We start from the raw sequence: 14189 nt of genomic DNA, 5'->3' as shown, positions 1-14189 counted from the left end.
CGTCAGGTTCACCGGGAGACTTCTTTCTAGGGAACTGGCAGAAATTGACCCTCAGCAGATCGAGCAAACCTGTAGAATAAAAGTAATTCCCTCGTTTTAATGCCTGTGACTCTCACTTCGATCGCTTTTGACTCTATCGATACTGCCTTAGCGGAAATCAAAGCCGGACGTGCCATTGTCGTAGTTGATGATGAGAATCGCGAAAATGAAGGAGATCTAATCTGTGCGGCCCAATTTGCCACCCCCGATATGATTAACTTCATGGCAGTGCAAGCTCGCGGTTTAATCTGTCTGGCAATGACGGGAGAGCGTCTTGATGCTCTCGAATTGCCTTTGATGGTGACAAAAAACACCGATAGCAATCAAACCGCTTTTACCGTTAGCATCGATGCCGCTCCCCATTTAGGGGTTAAAACTGGCATTTCGGCAGAAGATCGGGCGAAAACCGTGCAAGTTGCCATTAATCCGGTCACTCGTCCCGACGATCTCACCCGTCCCGGTCATGTCTTCCCGATTCGTGCTAAAGCCGGTGGAGTCTTAAAACGCGCCGGTCATACGGAGGCAGCCGTGGATCTGGCTCGATTAGCCGGGTTGTATCCGGCGGGAGTTATCTGTGAGATCCAAAATCCCGATGGTTCCATGGCCCGTTTACCGCAACTATTTGAATACGCTCGTCAACATAATTTAAAGTTAATCAGCATTGCCGATCTGATCAGTTATCGCTTAAAATATGATCGCTTTGTCCATCGGGAAACGGTCTGTGATTTTCCCAGTCAATTCGGCACTTTTCAGCTTTATGCTTACCGAAATTTATTAGATCAAACCGAACACATCGCTATTGTGAAAGGGTATCCCGCTCTCTTTGGCGATCAACCTGTAATGGTACGAATGCACTCAGAATGTCTGACCGGGGATGCTTTGGGATCCTTGCGTTGCGATTGTCGGCAACAGTTACAAGCTGCCCTAAAAATGATCGAAAACAACGGTTTGGGGGTGGTGGTTTACCTGCGACAGGAAGGACGGGGAATTGGCTTAATTAATAAGCTAAAAGCCTATTCTTTACAGGATATGGGACTAGATACGGTGGAAGCCAACGAAAGGTTAGGATTTCCCGCCGATTTGCGCGATTACGGCATGGGAGCGCAAATGCTCAACGATTTGGGAGTGAGAAATATTCGTTTAATTACCAATAATCCGCGTAAAATTGCCGGATTAAAGGGCTATGGTTTGGAAATAGTCGAGCGAGTACCTTTGCTGATCGAGGCTAATGATTATAATTCCAATTATCTGGCCACAAAAGCGGAAAAGTTAGGACATCTATTCCTACAAACCTATCTAGTCACCATCGCTCTCAGTTGGGGGGAAAATCCGCCGTCAATTTCCCAGAGATATCATCAATTAGAGAAATTACGGCAGTTAAGTCGCGCTAATCAATTATCTCTCCAAGAAGAAACCCGACCAGTAGCCAATGCTCTTTTTGATCGCGCCCCTTTGATCGTACATTTAGGTTTAGATATTCGTCAGGGTGTCAGCAGTAATTGGTATAAAAATCCTTCCCATCCTTACCTTTTGGTTATTGACAAGATATTAAATGACGTTAAAGATTGGTCGGAAATTGAACGCTTAGAATTTTTAATTTCCGACGGAGACGATTCGATGACGGGATTACAAATGAAACTCGATCGTCAAAAAATGTCCGATGAAGATTTCTCACAATTACCACAATTAGCTACCCAAATTATCTACAGTTTTACTCGTGAGTCAGCCAAAAATTAGTTTTTTATGACCAGAAAAGATCGTAACAGTTATAATTAAACAAAGCTAGTATAACGGGGAAAAACTATGACAACTCTCGACATTTTACCGGAAGTTACCTGTCCCCCCACCGATTTATGGAGTGATGAACCACCCTTGGAAAGTGATTTACACCTGCAACAGATCATAATTCTTCTCAGTTGTCTAGAATTATTATGGCAAGAGAAAAACGATTACTATGCTTCCGGTAATCTGACTATCTACTATAACGAAGAACAACTGAAAAAGCGCGATTTCTGTGGTCCTGATTTTTTTGTGGTTTTAGATACAGAAAAACGTCCCCGCAAAAGTTGGGTGGTTTGGGGAGAACAGGGAAAATATCCCAATGTAATCGTCGAGATTCTTTCCGATTCTACGGCTAATATTGACTGCACTAAAAAGAAAATTCTCTATCAAAATACTTTTCGCACTCCTAATTATTTTTGGTTTGATCCTAATACCTTAGAATTGCAAGGATTTAGACTAATTGAGGGACAATATCAGGCTATTGCTGCTAATGACCAGGGTTATCTATGGAGTGAACAATTAGGATTATATTTAGGCATATTTGACCGTAAACTGCGTTATTTTACCGTTGATGGTCAATTGGTTCCCACTCCCCAAGAAGCTGAATTAGAGCAAAGACAAGCAAAGGAACAGATTCTTTTAGAAAGGGAACAGGAACGACAAGCGAAGGAACAGGCTATCCTCGAAAAAGAACAAGCTATCTTAGAAAAGGAAAAATTAGCCCAAAAATTACGAGAATTGGGCATTGATCCTGAAACTATCTAATACAGAAAACGGGTTTCTCCGAGAAACCCGTTTTCTCTCGGAGAAACCCGTTTTCTCTCGGAGAAACCCGTTTTCTCCCCTTATCAAGGGGGGACTAAGGGGGGATCAAAGACAAAATTTATCTTCTATTTAATAGGTAATTCCTATCCTATAAATGGTAGTAATTTAACCTTATTTTTCCTGTCTTTCTAAGGCTAATTGTACTAACTTATCGACCAATTTATCAAACTCTAAACCAGTGGCTTTCCAGAGTTGGGGATACATACTAAAATTAGTGAACCCCGGCAGAGTATTAATTTCATTGATCAACACTTCCCCAGTCTTCTCCACATAGAAAAAATCCACCCGCGACAATCCCGCAGCATCCACAGCTTTAAATGCTTCTACAGCCATTTCTCGCACTTGATCAGCAATTTTATCAGGAATATTAGCGGGAATCACCATACTCGATCGCCCATCAGTATATTTAGTTTCATAGTCATAAAAATCACTATCAAAAGTAATTTCTCCCACCAAAGAAGCTTGGGGATTATCATTACCTAAAACCGCACATTCGATCTCTCTTGCGGTTACTCCTGCTTCAACAATAATCCGTCGATCATAACTAGCGGCACTATCTAAAGCAGCCTCTAATTCTTGCCGGTTGCGAGCTTTACTAATACCCACCGAAGAACCTAAATTAGCCGGTTTAATAAAACAAGGATAACCTATTTCCTCGGCGATTTGATCGCACAACTGCGGAAAAATACAGGGATTTGACCACACTTGCGAGCGGGTTATGGCCTTATACTTAACTTGGGGTAATCCAGCGGCTGCAAAAGCAGTTTTCATGGCAATTTTATCCATTCCCAAGCATGAACCCAGGACCCCACTACCCACAAAAGCAACCCGCATGAGAGTGAGTAATCCTTGTAAAGTGCCATCTTCCCCATTCGGTCCGTGGAGAATTGGAAACCAAACCTCAATTTCGCTCACTTCTGGGGGAAATTGCCAAATATTGACTTTTATATCACTCTCAATAGCTAGGGGTTGCCCAGAGGTTAAAATTTGTCTAGCAGTTTCTGCTGAATGCCAACAGCCATTTTTATCGATATAGAAGGGTATAACTGCGTATTTGTGAAGATTTTCGGGGGAATTAAAAGCTTGCAGGATCGATCGAGCCGAATTGATAGATACCTCGTGTTCTCCCGATCGACCACCAAACAATAATCCCACCTTGATCTTGTCCATGTTATCCCCTCTAGAGCCAGCTAGATCCTAAATTAGAGTTCAACTATCATACTATGGGCGGGGTTGACCATAGTGCCAAATGATTGAGACTCTGATTACAGCAACAGCTTGCTGAAAACAATCTGACTCTAGCCTTACACAAACCCAAGCAATTCCCCCTGAATATCCATTTACGGACAGTTTCTAAATAAGCTTAGGGACAGGTGATCGGTGATTCTCTTGTCCCCCTAGCCAGATCGAAAATGTCTTGTCAAAATAGAGTGGAGAAGACAAAATCAAGGAGCTAAATAGCTATGGGAGGTAATTTCTTCAAGGGAGCGATCGCCTTGGGGGTATTAGCGGGGATGATGGGATTTACCAATCCCCCCCAAGAACTTTACAGCGAATACGCCTCGGAAAAACTTCTCGCTCATGCCGACAAAATCGCTTGCGAGAAAATCAGTCTCTGTGACTCGATCGATTCTTTGCCAGTGGCAGCCAGAAATATCATCAAAAATCAAATCTTAAAACCAGCGATCGAAACCTCTAGTCAACGGCAAAATTTAGGTGTGTTCAGTATCTACACCACAGAAGTACCGGGGGTAGCTAAAATTAGAACTCTTGGCGCTTTTGGGCATTTCTTGACTTTCTCGGAGACTTAGGTGAGATCAGTGCCAGCTTAACCGCTACCAGCCTAATAATGAGTTAAGATGATCATATTAACCCGCGATTTGAGCGATAGAGTAGTCAAGAATACAGATTAATGCTGCCTAACCGTGTCTAATTTTCTGCCTAGTCTCCGAGAAGCGATCGCCCATTGGTGGTCCGAATTCACTCTCCAAACTAAATTGATGGCTGCGGCTACTTTAGCCGTTTCTTTGTTGATGAGTGGTTTAACCTTTTGGGCGGTTAACACGATCCAGCAGGATGTCCGTCTCAATGATACCCGTTTTGGCCGGGATTTAGGGCTGTTATTAGCCGCTAATGTCTCCCCCCTCATTGCTGAGGACAATTTAACCGATTTAGCCCGTTTTTCAGCCCGTTTTTATAGTAGTACCTCCAGTGTGCGTTATTTGATCTACGCTAACGAGGAGGGTCAAATATTTTTCGGCATTCCCTATTCTACCGCCGAAGTTAAGAATTCCCTGACGATCGAGCGTCGCATTCAATTACCAGAAAATTATGGCGAAAATGGGGAAACTCCCCTCGTCCGTCAGCATAAAACCCCCGACGGTGAAGTAACCGATGTCTTTGTTCCCTTGAATCATGAAGGCAAATATTTGGGAGTATTGGCGATCGGGATCAATCCTAACGCTATTGTGGTGGCTTCTTCTAATCTAACCCGTGATGTTACTATTGCCGTTTTTGTCTCGATTTGGGCCATGGTGATTCTGGGGGCGGTTTTTAATGCTTTAACTATCACCAAACCGATCAAGGAGTTATTAGTCGGCGTCAAAAATATTGCAGCAGGAAATTTTAAGCAGCGCGTTGATTTACCCTTGGGAGGAGAGTTAGGGGAATTAATTCTCAGTTTTAATGAAATGGCGGAAAAGTTAGAACGATACGAAGAACAAAATATCGAAGAAATGACCGCCGAAAAAGCCAAATTAGATACGTTAATGTCCACTATTGCTGATGGGGCGATTCTCTTAGATACTAATTTTCAATTATTATTAATTAATCCCGCAGCTCGGGAAATATTTGGCTGGGAAGATCAGGAAATTATCGGTCAAAATGTTCTACATCTTTTTCCCTCGGAACTAACGGTTAAACTAACTAAACCTCTCTATCAAATTGCGGCGGGAGAAACCCTCCAGCAGGAAGAATACGCTAATCAAAATCAGAAAAATGCTGTTATTGATCAGGAAAATAATAACTATTCCCCGTCGGAATTTAGATTATCTTTAACTAACCCGAAACCCTGCACAATTCGCATTTTGTTAACTCAGGTATTCGATCAGTATCGGGAGAATGTTCGGGGGATTGCCATGACGCTACAGGATATCACTAGAGAAACAGAATTAAATGAGGCAAAAAGTCAATTTATCAGCAATGTTTCCCATGAGTTAAGAACCCCTTTATTTAATATCAAATCTTTTATTGAAACCCTGACAGAATTTGGTGAGGATCTGAGCGATACAGAAAAAAGAGAGTTTTTAGAAACCGCCAATCATGAAACCGATCGCTTAACTCGTTTAGTTAATGATGTTCTCGATCTTTCTCGGTTAGAATCCTCGCGTAACTATAACTTAGATGCGATCGATATCGGACAATTAATCGAACAAACCCTAAGGACCTATCAACTCAATGCTAGGGATAAAGGACTAGAATTAAGCTCGGAAATTGAAGCCAATTTACTACCAATTTTAGGTCATTATGATCTACTTTTACAGGTATTAACTAATCTAGTCGGTAACTCCCTAAAATTTACTCCTGCCGGCGGTAAAGTGGTGATTCGTGCCTATAAAATAAGCAGAGATAATCCCCAAGAAACTCCCAAAATTCGCGTGGAAGTATCCGATACTGGTATTGGCATCGATGCCGAGGATCAAAGTGCCATATTCGATCGCTTCTATCGGGTAGAAAATCGCGTTCATACCCTAGAAGGGACGGGATTAGGATTATCGATCGTTAAAAATATTATCGAAAAACACTATAGTCAAATTAATCTGATTAGTGAAGTGGGCATTGGCACAACTTTCTGGTTCGATCTAGATTTATATCAAGGCTCGATCGCCAGCAAGAAAATTAACGACGTGAGTTTATAAAAGCCAGGGCAATACTGCCCAAAATCAGGGTTAATAATAGCAATAATCCCTTATTTCTGAGACACCAATTTTTAAAAACCCTAGAGAGAGGGAGAGGAGGAATTTTTTCGGCTATTATTTGGCTATTTTTGTATAAAGTGCAACTGGTAGCGTAGGGACGTTGGGGAAAATTACAGCTATCATCGCTATGGTAGAGACAAGTTTCACATAAAAACTCGCCCGTGACAGCTTGATGCAGGGTCATGCCGGGATGACCATAGGCCTTTAAAATATTAGAACAGTAGGGACATTGTAAGGCTTGACTATCGACCTTGTGTTGACAACGAGGACAGGTAATCATGATCGCTAAATTTTCCCTTTGAGGATTATCATTGCTGATGATCATAGACTATAAGTAGTTGGGTGTTAAAAACTATCAGACTCCCCCCTTATTAAGGGTAGATCCCCCCGCCTATCGGCACCCCCCTTATCAAGGGGGGCAGGGAGGATCGAACCCAAAATCTATCTTCAATTTAATTATAACCAGCTACTTAGCAAAATCCCCGGGTTTTTTCTGGTTATTTTACTAAATAGCTGCGCCATTGCGAGGCAACTTCTTCCAGTAAACGCCAAGTTTTCCCCTCGATCTGTCTTTGTAAATAAAGATCAAAATTGTTGTGTTGTTTGGTATCTTTTTGATGGGGCAATTGCAGAGTTAGATCGTAATCTCCCTGCAAGTGATAAGCGGGCAAATTGCCCACATAAATCGGTTCCAGACTGGTGACATTAATTTTAGCAATTTTTACCTGCGGATCATCGATCTGTAAAGATTGACTAAGGCGATTAGATGTGTGACGAAATTGTAATAAAAGGGCTTTGGCGACGATTTCTCCGTCAGGGGCAAATTCTTTCGGGGGAGTGACACTACCACAAGCAGTCAAGAAGACAAGGAAAATACTGGTTAAAAAACCGAGAAAACGGCGCATAGAATGATATTTTGAAAAAGAATGGCAGCGAGTTAAGAAAGATTATGACTCAACAAAATGAGCGAGAGAATTTCAGCCAAGCAGAAACGGTGATCCGACTACAAGAGGCGATCGAGCAGTTAAATTCGATCGTTTCCCAACTTAACACGGGAACGGGGACAGTGTTACCCCCAAAAGTTGCTGTTGATAATCTTCTTAACTCAACGCAACAGTTAGCCGCTGCTTTAAAACCAGACGAATTCGCAGAAGTTGAGCAAAGTTTAACCCCAGATTCTCCCATCGCAGCCGCCGAGGGAATTGACGATATTTTACCGGATTTCGAGCAGGTGGAAGGGTGGTGGACGACGATTTTGAGCAAAATTCGCCGACTTTTACCAGGGGGAATTAGCGAAAAAATTCCCGATTGGTTAATTACCGGCTTGTTAACAGGAAGTTTAGTCACTATCCTCTTAGTAGCCGTGATCAGTTTACCGAAAAATCCGGCGGAAATTGCCGAAAATATGCCCGAAGTTGTCTCTAGTCCCCCACCGGCAGCCGGGGAAATTATCGAAACCCCCCCAGAATTAACCGCACCAGAGGCACCGATTCCCGTCCCGATTACTAAAGCAAAACCACGATTAACTCCCGAACAAAGTTTAGTCGCAGCTATTCAAGAAGAAATTACCGATTTAACTACTCGTTATCCCACCGGGATTATTTCTACCGTAGAGGCAGATTTTTGGGCTAGTCGTCTAGTAGTTATTTTGGGCGATAATTGGTATAGTCTGGAGGCATCACAACAGGATAAATTGGCTAATTCGGTTTTTCAACGTTGCCAAAGTCTCGATTTTCGGCGCTTGGAAATGAAGGATAACCAGGGAATTCTCCTCGCTAGAAGTCCCGTTATCGGCGATCGAGTGGTGATTGTCAATCGCAGTCAACCCAGCGCTGGCATCTCCTCCGGTGAGTAGTTTTGAGCGCGGGGAGAGGGAGTTTTCGACCAAGACAGCCTCAATAATTCTCCCCCACCAGGCCACTTTTTTCCCTCGCTGGTTAGATATCTAAATATACACAAAGATTAGTGATCCCTGACTTAACAGTGCTATAATTGGCTAGGTAAAATTTTGTAACGATTTTTAATCTTGAACCTACCTGATAGTCAATGCTTCCCCCCGCCCCGAGTGGACGCAGCAATTTTGGTGCGAGAAAAATTGCTCCGATCCAAGCCAACTCCCTTAAACTTTTCTAGGGTTCCCCTAACCGCCAAAATTTTGCCCTAACTACCCAGAATTAAGAGATTTCAGATTATACCATGAACTCTGTTATTCGTCAACAGCGAGCGCTGATCACCGGAGCCAGTAGCGGCATCGGCAAAGAAACCGCCCTCGCTTTCGCCAAGGCGGGAATTAATCTGGTTTTAATCGGTCGCAATCAGCAAAAATTGGCAACCGTGGCGGCAATGGCGGCAGATTTAGGCGTATCAGCCCAAGCTTACCCCTTAGATTTGGCAGATATCCTGGAAGTAGCTCCTAGGATCGCTAAAATCGCCCAAGAATCCGGACCGATCGATATCCTGATCAATAATGCTGGCATGGGTTACACAAATCCCTTAGCTGACACACCTTTGTCAGACTGGCAGCGGGTGATCGACCTGAATTTAACCAGTGTTTATCAGTGTGTGCAAGGAATTTTACCTGCCATGCGTCAACAGGGAGGAGGCACGATCATTAACGTTTCCTCGATCGCCGCCGATAATTTTTTTCCTGATTGGGGGGCCTATAGTGTCAGCAAAGCGGGATTAGTGGCATTTTCTCGCATTTTAGCGATCGAGGAGCGGGCCAACGCCATTCGCGTCACGATTATCACCCCCGGGGCTGTCAATACTCCCATCTGGGACAGCGATAGCGTCAAAGCAGATTTCGATCGCTCGGCCATGTTAACCCCAGATATCATCGCTCAGGCCATTCTGCAAGCGGTGTTACTACCCAAACAGGCCGTAGTGGAAACGATGACCATTATGCCCAGTGCGGGGGCATTATAACCCGAAATACTTCTATTTATCAATCAATTCGCCTACAGGCCTCTTCATTATGACCATAGCTTCTTCTAACGGTTTAAACGGTAATTTAACCGACGCTATTCAAGCACGCGTAACCACTAGCCCCGATCGCAACACCCACAATGGCAAAACCGCTCAAATTCATCCAACTTCCGACGAAAACAAAGAACAGATGATGGATGCGGTCAGAAATATCCTGATCTCGGTGGGGGAAGATCCCGACAGAGAAGGTTTATTAAAAACCCCCAAACGGGTGGCCGAAGCGATGCAGTTTCTCACCCAAGGCTATCAACAATCCCTAGAAACCCTCGTTAATGGTGCGATCTTCGATGAAGGTCATAATGAGATGGTATTAGTGCGCGATATTGACTTTTTTAGTCTCTGTGAACATCATATGTTACCCTTCATGGGGCGGGCCCACGTTGCCTATATTCCTAACCAAAAGGTGGTCGGATTAAGTAAATTGGCCCGCATTGTGGAAATGTATTCCCGTCGTTTACAGGTGCAAGAGCGCCTCACCCGTCAGATTGCCGAAGCGATTCAAGAAATTCTCGACCCCCAAGGGGTTGCGGTAGTCATGGAAGCAACCCATATGTGCATGGTGATGCGCGGGGTGCAGAAACCGGGATCTTGGACTGTCACCAGTGCCATGTTAGGAGTCTTCCAAGACGAGCAGAAAACCCGCGAGGAGTATCTTAACCTGATCCGTCATAAACCTAATTTCTTCTAGTCAGGGAGATGGGGAAATGGGGAAATGGGGGAATTCAACTAAAACCCTAAAACCCTACAACCCTAAAACCCCAACAACCAAAACCTTCTAACTCGACCGAATCTAAGACCTAATTGGTTAAGCTAAAAGCTTTGATGTGCTTAGTTTCTAACCTTGTTTTTAGGTAGGAGAATTGTCAGATTCTGTCTTTTGCACGAGTGCCTGTTGCCTCTTGCCTTCAGAAGCTGATCACTGATCCCTGAATTTTTGCAGTCGCTCTAGCAAGAGGGCGACTTTTTTGAGGTCTTTATCCCCTGGGGATCGCTCAACGCCGCTAGAGACATCAATACCCTGGGGGTGCAGCCGAGTTAAAGCTTCACTAATATTATCGGGGTTGAGTCCTCCGGCCAGAAACCAGGGCAAGGGGGGCGAAAAACTGGCTAAGGCTTGCCAGTCTAAGGTATGTCCCGTACCGCCGAGCAATTGGGGATGGTAGGCATCTAACAGTAAAGTATCGACGCTATTGAAGTAAATTGCCGACTTTTCCCAACTTTCTCTGTCTTTGATCCGCAAAGCTTTGATAATTTCCCGGTCGGGTAATAATTGCCGCAACCTTTGGCAATATTCGGGAGATTCTTTACCATGTAACTGCACACTTGTCAAGGGGGTTTTAACAATTATTTGCTGAATAATTTCCGGTTGCTCGTCGGCAAAAACCCCGATCAAATCGATTTGGTCGGGTATTGCGACGGTAATGGCGTTAATTTGCTCGATGTTGACGTAACGAGGCGAACTCGGTACGAGGATAAAACCTAAGGCCGTAGCTCCTAAATTGGCGATCGCTCGTCCTTGGTCCGGTTGGGTAATGCCGCAAATTTTAATTCGCATTTAATCTTATTCACAAAACGTTACAAAAACTGTTAAGTATTCAAACAAAAAGCAGTTTCGGGTCAAGAGCTTTTTATAATGCCCTGTGATTAACAAAATCTTATCAAGACTGGAGCGCAAATGATCCCTTCCGCCTTACTTTTAGCCACTGCTCAAACCATTCCCTGGAATTTATCCGTCGGGATTACCATGACGTTAGCTAACCTAGTAGCGTTCGTTATCGGTTATTTTGCTATCCAAAATACCGGAGCAGGTCCTGCTTTACCCTTGCCGCAGTTAGCCTCGAAAAAAAGCTTCGGTCTGCCGGAATTATTAGCTACCATGAGTTTTGGCCATATTCTCGGTGCGGGACTGGTTCTCGGTCTTTCTAACGCGGGTATTCTCTAATCAGGGATCAGTAATCAGTAATCAGTGACCGGTAATCCTCAGAGAGAGGAGTAAGGATCTGGTAGTCAGGAGAACTAAGTAGGGTCTGCTGAAAAAGTTTGTTGGTGGGGGCAGGGTGTGGGGTGTGGGGTGTGGGGTGTGGGGTTTTACCGATTTTGAGGTAGTCAGTTACCTAATTTTCAGGGAAAAAGTACCTGAATTTTACCCCCGATCCCTCCAATGGCTGGCACTTTTTGAGGGGAAAAAAGTCCAAAAGTCTTATCCAACAAGGTTTCTAGATTTATTCAGCAAACCCTAAGTATAAAGAGATTTTAGGCAACTTCATCCCTATTTTTCCCATTTTTGAACTCTCAAAAGTTAATTATGCCAGAAGTCTAGTAATCGTCCAGAGCGGGTGATTATTCTGGCTGCTGGCGAGAAAATTAAGAAAGCAGTTGCCCAAGTCGAAGTTGGACACTTTGCTAACAAATAAGAAGCAGTATGGCTCTCTTATTCTTTATGTGATAATTTTAACTTATATAAGAGCGATCAATCTTTGTGTCCTTTGTGTCTTTGTGGTTCGTTCCACTCCCTCGCCAGCAGGACTGTATCTTAGAAGACATTTTACCCACCAAACCCAAGAGAGCCGCAGCTTGCCCTGAGCTACGTCGAAGGGTATTATCGTTAGGAAAAGCGCGATACTGCCCATAGAGGGGATGTAAGACCAAAAGCCTGGCATAAGTCCGTCTTGAGGCAATCCCCCGTGAAATAGGAAGCTCTCAACGACCTTGAGGGTAGTTCACCCCCGATCCTCACAAACAAAGTCCACTACTCGATCGATTTCCCGGGATGAGCGGATGCGACGACTACCGCTGCCGAGTTCGCCGCCACGACAATTGGCCCACCAACGCTCGCGACTGCCATTAACGATCGCATCAAATTCTCTAATTCTGCCACTATCATAATAACTGCGGCGATCAACGACAAAACGACCGATATTGGGGAGGCGAAATTCTTCGTAAACATTACCTTCCCAACCGCCACCAGAATTACCGTGATGGTCGTCGGTGCGTACCTCAAACTCGCCCCGACAACCATTTCTCACCACAATATTGCCGTTTTCGAAATCCCAATTACCCTCACAGGGAGCAGCGGAGCGAGTGCGGGTTAATCTTACTTGGGCCCATCGAGCGTTGACGGGACAGCGAGTAGTGCGACCGCTTTGACTTTCACAATTAATTCTCATGGTTCTGGCCGCTGCTGGCTCGCTCCCCAGGGGATAAATTAGCAACAAACCGAGACTAGATAATAAAATTTGGCGAAACATTCTCTTTATCTCCAAGAAATTCTCTAGTTTATCTTACAGGGGTATCCAGAAAATGAGTAATACTAAATCTGGTTATTAAAAACTGATTATTTATTCCCCCTTTTGCCTATTGCCTTCTGCCTTTTGCCTATCTTCACTAGGAAATTTATTTTGCACGACTACTTAGTTGCTTGAAGTGCCTTAATCAACAAAAAAGAAGGGTGATTTAACCTCACCCTTCCCCCTATTCGGTAAATTTTCTTGCCATCCTTAGAGAGCGTTACCGCGAGGTAATACTTCTTCAGGGAAGATAAAGTTTTCGTGGGGTTGGTCTTGGGGAGCCATCCAAGCTCTCAGACCTTCGTTAAGCAGAATATTTTTAGTGTAGAAGGTTTCAAATTCCGGGTCTTCCGCCGCTCTCAATTCCTGAGAAACGAAGTCATAGGCCCGTAGGTTAAGGGCTAATCCCACCACACCCACAGCACTCATCCATAAACCAGTTACGGGGACAAAGAGCATGAAGAAGTGTAACCAACGTTTGTTGGAGAAAGCGATGCCGAAGATTTGCGACCAGAAACGGTTCGCAGTCACCATGGAGTAGGTTTCTTCCGCTTGGGTGGGTTCAAAAGCTCGGAAAGTGTTGGAACCTTCACCGTCTTCAAACAGGGTATTTTCTACGGTCGCTCCGTGAATAGCACAGAGAAGCGCACCACCGAGGATACCGGCTACACCCATCATGTGGAAGGGGTTAAGGGTCCAGTTGTGGAAGCCTTGGAAGAAAAGAATAAAACGGAAGATACCAGCCACGCCGAAGCTAGGGGCAAAGAACCAGCTAGACTGACCGAGGGGGTACATCAGGAAGACACTGACGAACACCGCAATCGGACCGGAGAAGGCGAGGGCGTTGTAGGGACGAATGCCGACTAAACGGGCGATTTCAAACTGACGCAGCATGAAGCCAATCAAGCCGAAAGCACCGTGCAGGGCGACAAAGGGCCATAAACCGCCGATTTGACACCAACGGGTAAAGTTACCTTGGGCTTCCGGTCCCCAGAGAAAGAGGATGGAGTGACCGAAGGCATCGGCGGGGGTGGAGACGGCTACAGTCAGGAAGTTGCCGCCTTCCAGGTAGGAACTGGCTAACCCGTGGGTGTACCAGGAGGTGACGAAGGTGGTGCCGGTTAACCATCCACCTAGGGCCATGAAGGCGCAGGGGAAGAGTAGTAAACCAGACCAACCGATGAAGACGAAACGGTCTCTTTTGAGCCAGTCATCGAGAGCATCAAACAGCCCTCTTTCTGGGGCGCGTCCGACAGCAATGGTCATGGGGGTTTTCTCCGAAAAATGTATATTA

14 protein-coding genes are annotated in these 14189 nt (G+C 44.6%); 8 read left to right on the top strand and 6 right to left on the bottom strand.

Annotated elements, in window-relative coordinates:
* Positions 1-99 precede the first annotated feature (99 nt).
* Together ribBA and RAM70_RS03100 are read left to right on the top strand one after the other, a co-directional pair.
* Entirely contained in the window at positions 100-1776 is a 1677-nt protein-coding gene (gene ribBA / locus RAM70_RS03105; protein ID WP_312672258.1) for a bifunctional 3,4-dihydroxy-2-butanone-4-phosphate synthase/GTP cyclohydrolase II, read from the top strand.
* A 66-nt stretch (positions 1777-1842) separates the two neighbouring features.
* Positions 1843-2586 carry a Uma2 family endonuclease gene (locus RAM70_RS03100; protein ID WP_312672257.1) on the top strand — a complete coding sequence of 248 codons (744 nt, stop codon included), beginning with the start codon at positions 1843-1845 and terminating at the stop codon, positions 2584-2586.
* Between the two features lie 171 nt (positions 2587-2757).
* On the opposite strand, the gene RAM70_RS03095 is transcribed toward RAM70_RS03100, so the two are convergent.
* Complete coding sequence (locus tag RAM70_RS03095) at positions 2758-3816, bottom strand: D-alanine--D-alanine ligase family protein (RefSeq protein WP_312672256.1); 1059 nt, start codon at positions 3814-3816, stop codon at positions 2758-2760.
* Positions 3817-4109: 293 nt separating this feature from the next.
* Here RAM70_RS03095 and RAM70_RS03090 point away from each other — a divergent pair, with 293 nt between their 5' ends.
* Both RAM70_RS03090 and nblS read left to right on the top strand, forming a co-directional pair.
* A complete protein-coding gene (locus RAM70_RS03090) occupies positions 4110-4457 on the top strand; it encodes a DUF4359 domain-containing protein (protein WP_045361076.1) in 348 nt (115 codons plus the stop codon).
* Positions 4458-4571: 114 nt separating this feature from the next.
* Positions 4572-6563 (top strand): two-component system sensor histidine kinase NblS, encoded by a 1992-nt coding sequence (nblS, locus tag RAM70_RS03085; RefSeq protein WP_045361075.1) that lies wholly within the window; start codon positions 4572-4574, stop codon positions 6561-6563.
* Here the strand turns inward: nblS and RAM70_RS03080 are convergent.
* Entirely contained in the window at positions 6544-6903 is a 360-nt protein-coding gene (locus RAM70_RS03080) for a hypothetical protein (RefSeq protein ID WP_312675782.1), read from the bottom strand. The genes nblS and RAM70_RS03080 overlap by 20 nt on opposite strands.
* A gap of 217 nt (positions 6904-7120) precedes the next feature.
* A complete protein-coding gene (locus RAM70_RS03075) occupies positions 7121-7528 on the bottom strand; it encodes a hypothetical protein (protein ID WP_045361074.1) in 408 nt (135 codons plus the stop codon).
* A gap of 44 nt (positions 7529-7572) precedes the next feature.
* On the opposite strand from RAM70_RS03075, the gene RAM70_RS03070 reads away from it, so the two are divergent.
* The 3 genes from RAM70_RS03070 (at position 7573) to folE (ending at position 10296) form a co-directional block, all read left to right on the top strand.
* Positions 7573-8478, top strand: coding sequence for a hypothetical protein (locus RAM70_RS03070; RefSeq protein WP_312672252.1), 906 nt, complete (start codon positions 7573-7575; stop codon positions 8476-8478).
* Between the two features lie 341 nt (positions 8479-8819).
* Complete coding sequence (locus tag RAM70_RS03065; RefSeq protein WP_312672251.1) at positions 8820-9548, top strand: SDR family oxidoreductase; 729 nt, start codon at positions 8820-8822, stop codon at positions 9546-9548.
* Between the two features lie 49 nt (positions 9549-9597).
* Positions 9598-10296 carry a GTP cyclohydrolase I FolE gene (folE, locus tag RAM70_RS03060; RefSeq protein ID WP_312672250.1) on the top strand — a complete coding sequence of 233 codons (699 nt, stop codon included), beginning with the start codon at positions 9598-9600 and terminating at the stop codon, positions 10294-10296.
* Positions 10297-10524: 228 nt separating this feature from the next.
* Here folE and RAM70_RS03055 read toward each other — a convergent pair whose 3' ends face one another.
* Positions 10525-11163: a phosphoribosylanthranilate isomerase gene (locus RAM70_RS03055; protein WP_045361070.1), complete on the bottom strand. Its 639-nt coding sequence runs from the start codon at positions 11161-11163 to the stop codon at positions 10525-10527.
* 120 nt (positions 11164-11283) lie between these two features.
* On the opposite strand from RAM70_RS03055, the gene psaK reads away from it, so the two are divergent.
* Positions 11284-11550, top strand: coding sequence for a photosystem I reaction center subunit PsaK (gene psaK / locus RAM70_RS03050; RefSeq protein WP_002756861.1), 267 nt, complete (start codon positions 11284-11286; stop codon positions 11548-11550).
* Positions 11551-12328: 778 nt separating this feature from the next.
* Here psaK and RAM70_RS03045 read toward each other — a convergent pair.
* Positions 12329-12856 (bottom strand): DUF3011 domain-containing protein, encoded by a 528-nt coding sequence (locus RAM70_RS03045; RefSeq protein ID WP_045361069.1) that lies wholly within the window; start codon positions 12854-12856, stop codon positions 12329-12331.
* 249 nt (positions 12857-13105) lie between these two features.
* A complete protein-coding gene (gene psbD, locus RAM70_RS03040) occupies positions 13106-14161 on the bottom strand; it encodes a photosystem II D2 protein (photosystem q(a) protein) (RefSeq protein WP_002737445.1) in 1056 nt (351 codons plus the stop codon).
* Positions 14162-14189: the final 28 nt, after the last annotated feature.

It is taken from the genome of Microcystis wesenbergii NRERC-220 (assembly GCF_032027425.1).
GTDB classification, from domain to species: Bacteria; Cyanobacteriota; Cyanobacteriia; order Cyanobacteriales; family Microcystaceae; genus Microcystis; species Microcystis wesenbergii_A.
This window is presented reverse-complemented; position numbering and strand designations above follow the sequence as displayed.

What these genes read in the sequence shown, in the direction of transcription:
- ribBA (WP_312672258.1), top strand. Translation starts at nt 100, where the DNA reads ATGCCTGTGACTCTCACTTCGATCGCTTTTGACTCTATCGATACTGCC.
- RAM70_RS03100 (WP_312672257.1), top strand. Translation starts at nt 1,843, where the DNA reads ATGACAACTCTCGACATTTTACCGGAAGTTACCTGTCCCCCCACCGAT.
- RAM70_RS03095 (WP_312672256.1), bottom strand. Translation starts at nt 3,816, where the DNA reads ATGGACAAGATCAAGGTGGGATTATTGTTTGGTGGTCGATCGGGAGAA.
- RAM70_RS03090 (WP_045361076.1), top strand. Translation starts at nt 4,110, where the DNA reads ATGGGAGGTAATTTCTTCAAGGGAGCGATCGCCTTGGGGGTATTAGCG.
- RAM70_RS03080 (WP_312675782.1), bottom strand. Translation starts at nt 6,903, where the DNA reads ATGATTACCTGTCCTCGTTGTCAACACAAGGTCGATAGTCAAGCCTTA.
- RAM70_RS03075 (WP_045361074.1), bottom strand. Translation starts at nt 7,528, where the DNA reads ATGCGCCGTTTTCTCGGTTTTTTAACCAGTATTTTCCTTGTCTTCTTG.
- RAM70_RS03070 (WP_312672252.1), top strand. Translation starts at nt 7,573, where the DNA reads ATGACTCAACAAAATGAGCGAGAGAATTTCAGCCAAGCAGAAACGGTG.
- RAM70_RS03065 (WP_312672251.1), top strand. Translation starts at nt 8,820, where the DNA reads ATGAACTCTGTTATTCGTCAACAGCGAGCGCTGATCACCGGAGCCAGT.
- folE (WP_312672250.1), top strand. Translation starts at nt 9,598, where the DNA reads ATGACCATAGCTTCTTCTAACGGTTTAAACGGTAATTTAACCGACGCT.
- RAM70_RS03055 (WP_045361070.1), bottom strand. Translation starts at nt 11,163, where the DNA reads ATGCGAATTAAAATTTGCGGCATTACCCAACCGGACCAAGGACGAGCG.
- psaK (WP_002756861.1), top strand. Translation starts at nt 11,284, where the DNA reads ATGATCCCTTCCGCCTTACTTTTAGCCACTGCTCAAACCATTCCCTGG.
- RAM70_RS03045 (WP_045361069.1), bottom strand. Translation starts at nt 12,856, where the DNA reads ATGTTTCGCCAAATTTTATTATCTAGTCTCGGTTTGTTGCTAATTTAT.
- psbD (WP_002737445.1), bottom strand. Translation starts at nt 14,161, where the DNA reads ATGACCATTGCTGTCGGACGCGCCCCAGAAAGAGGGCTGTTTGATGCT.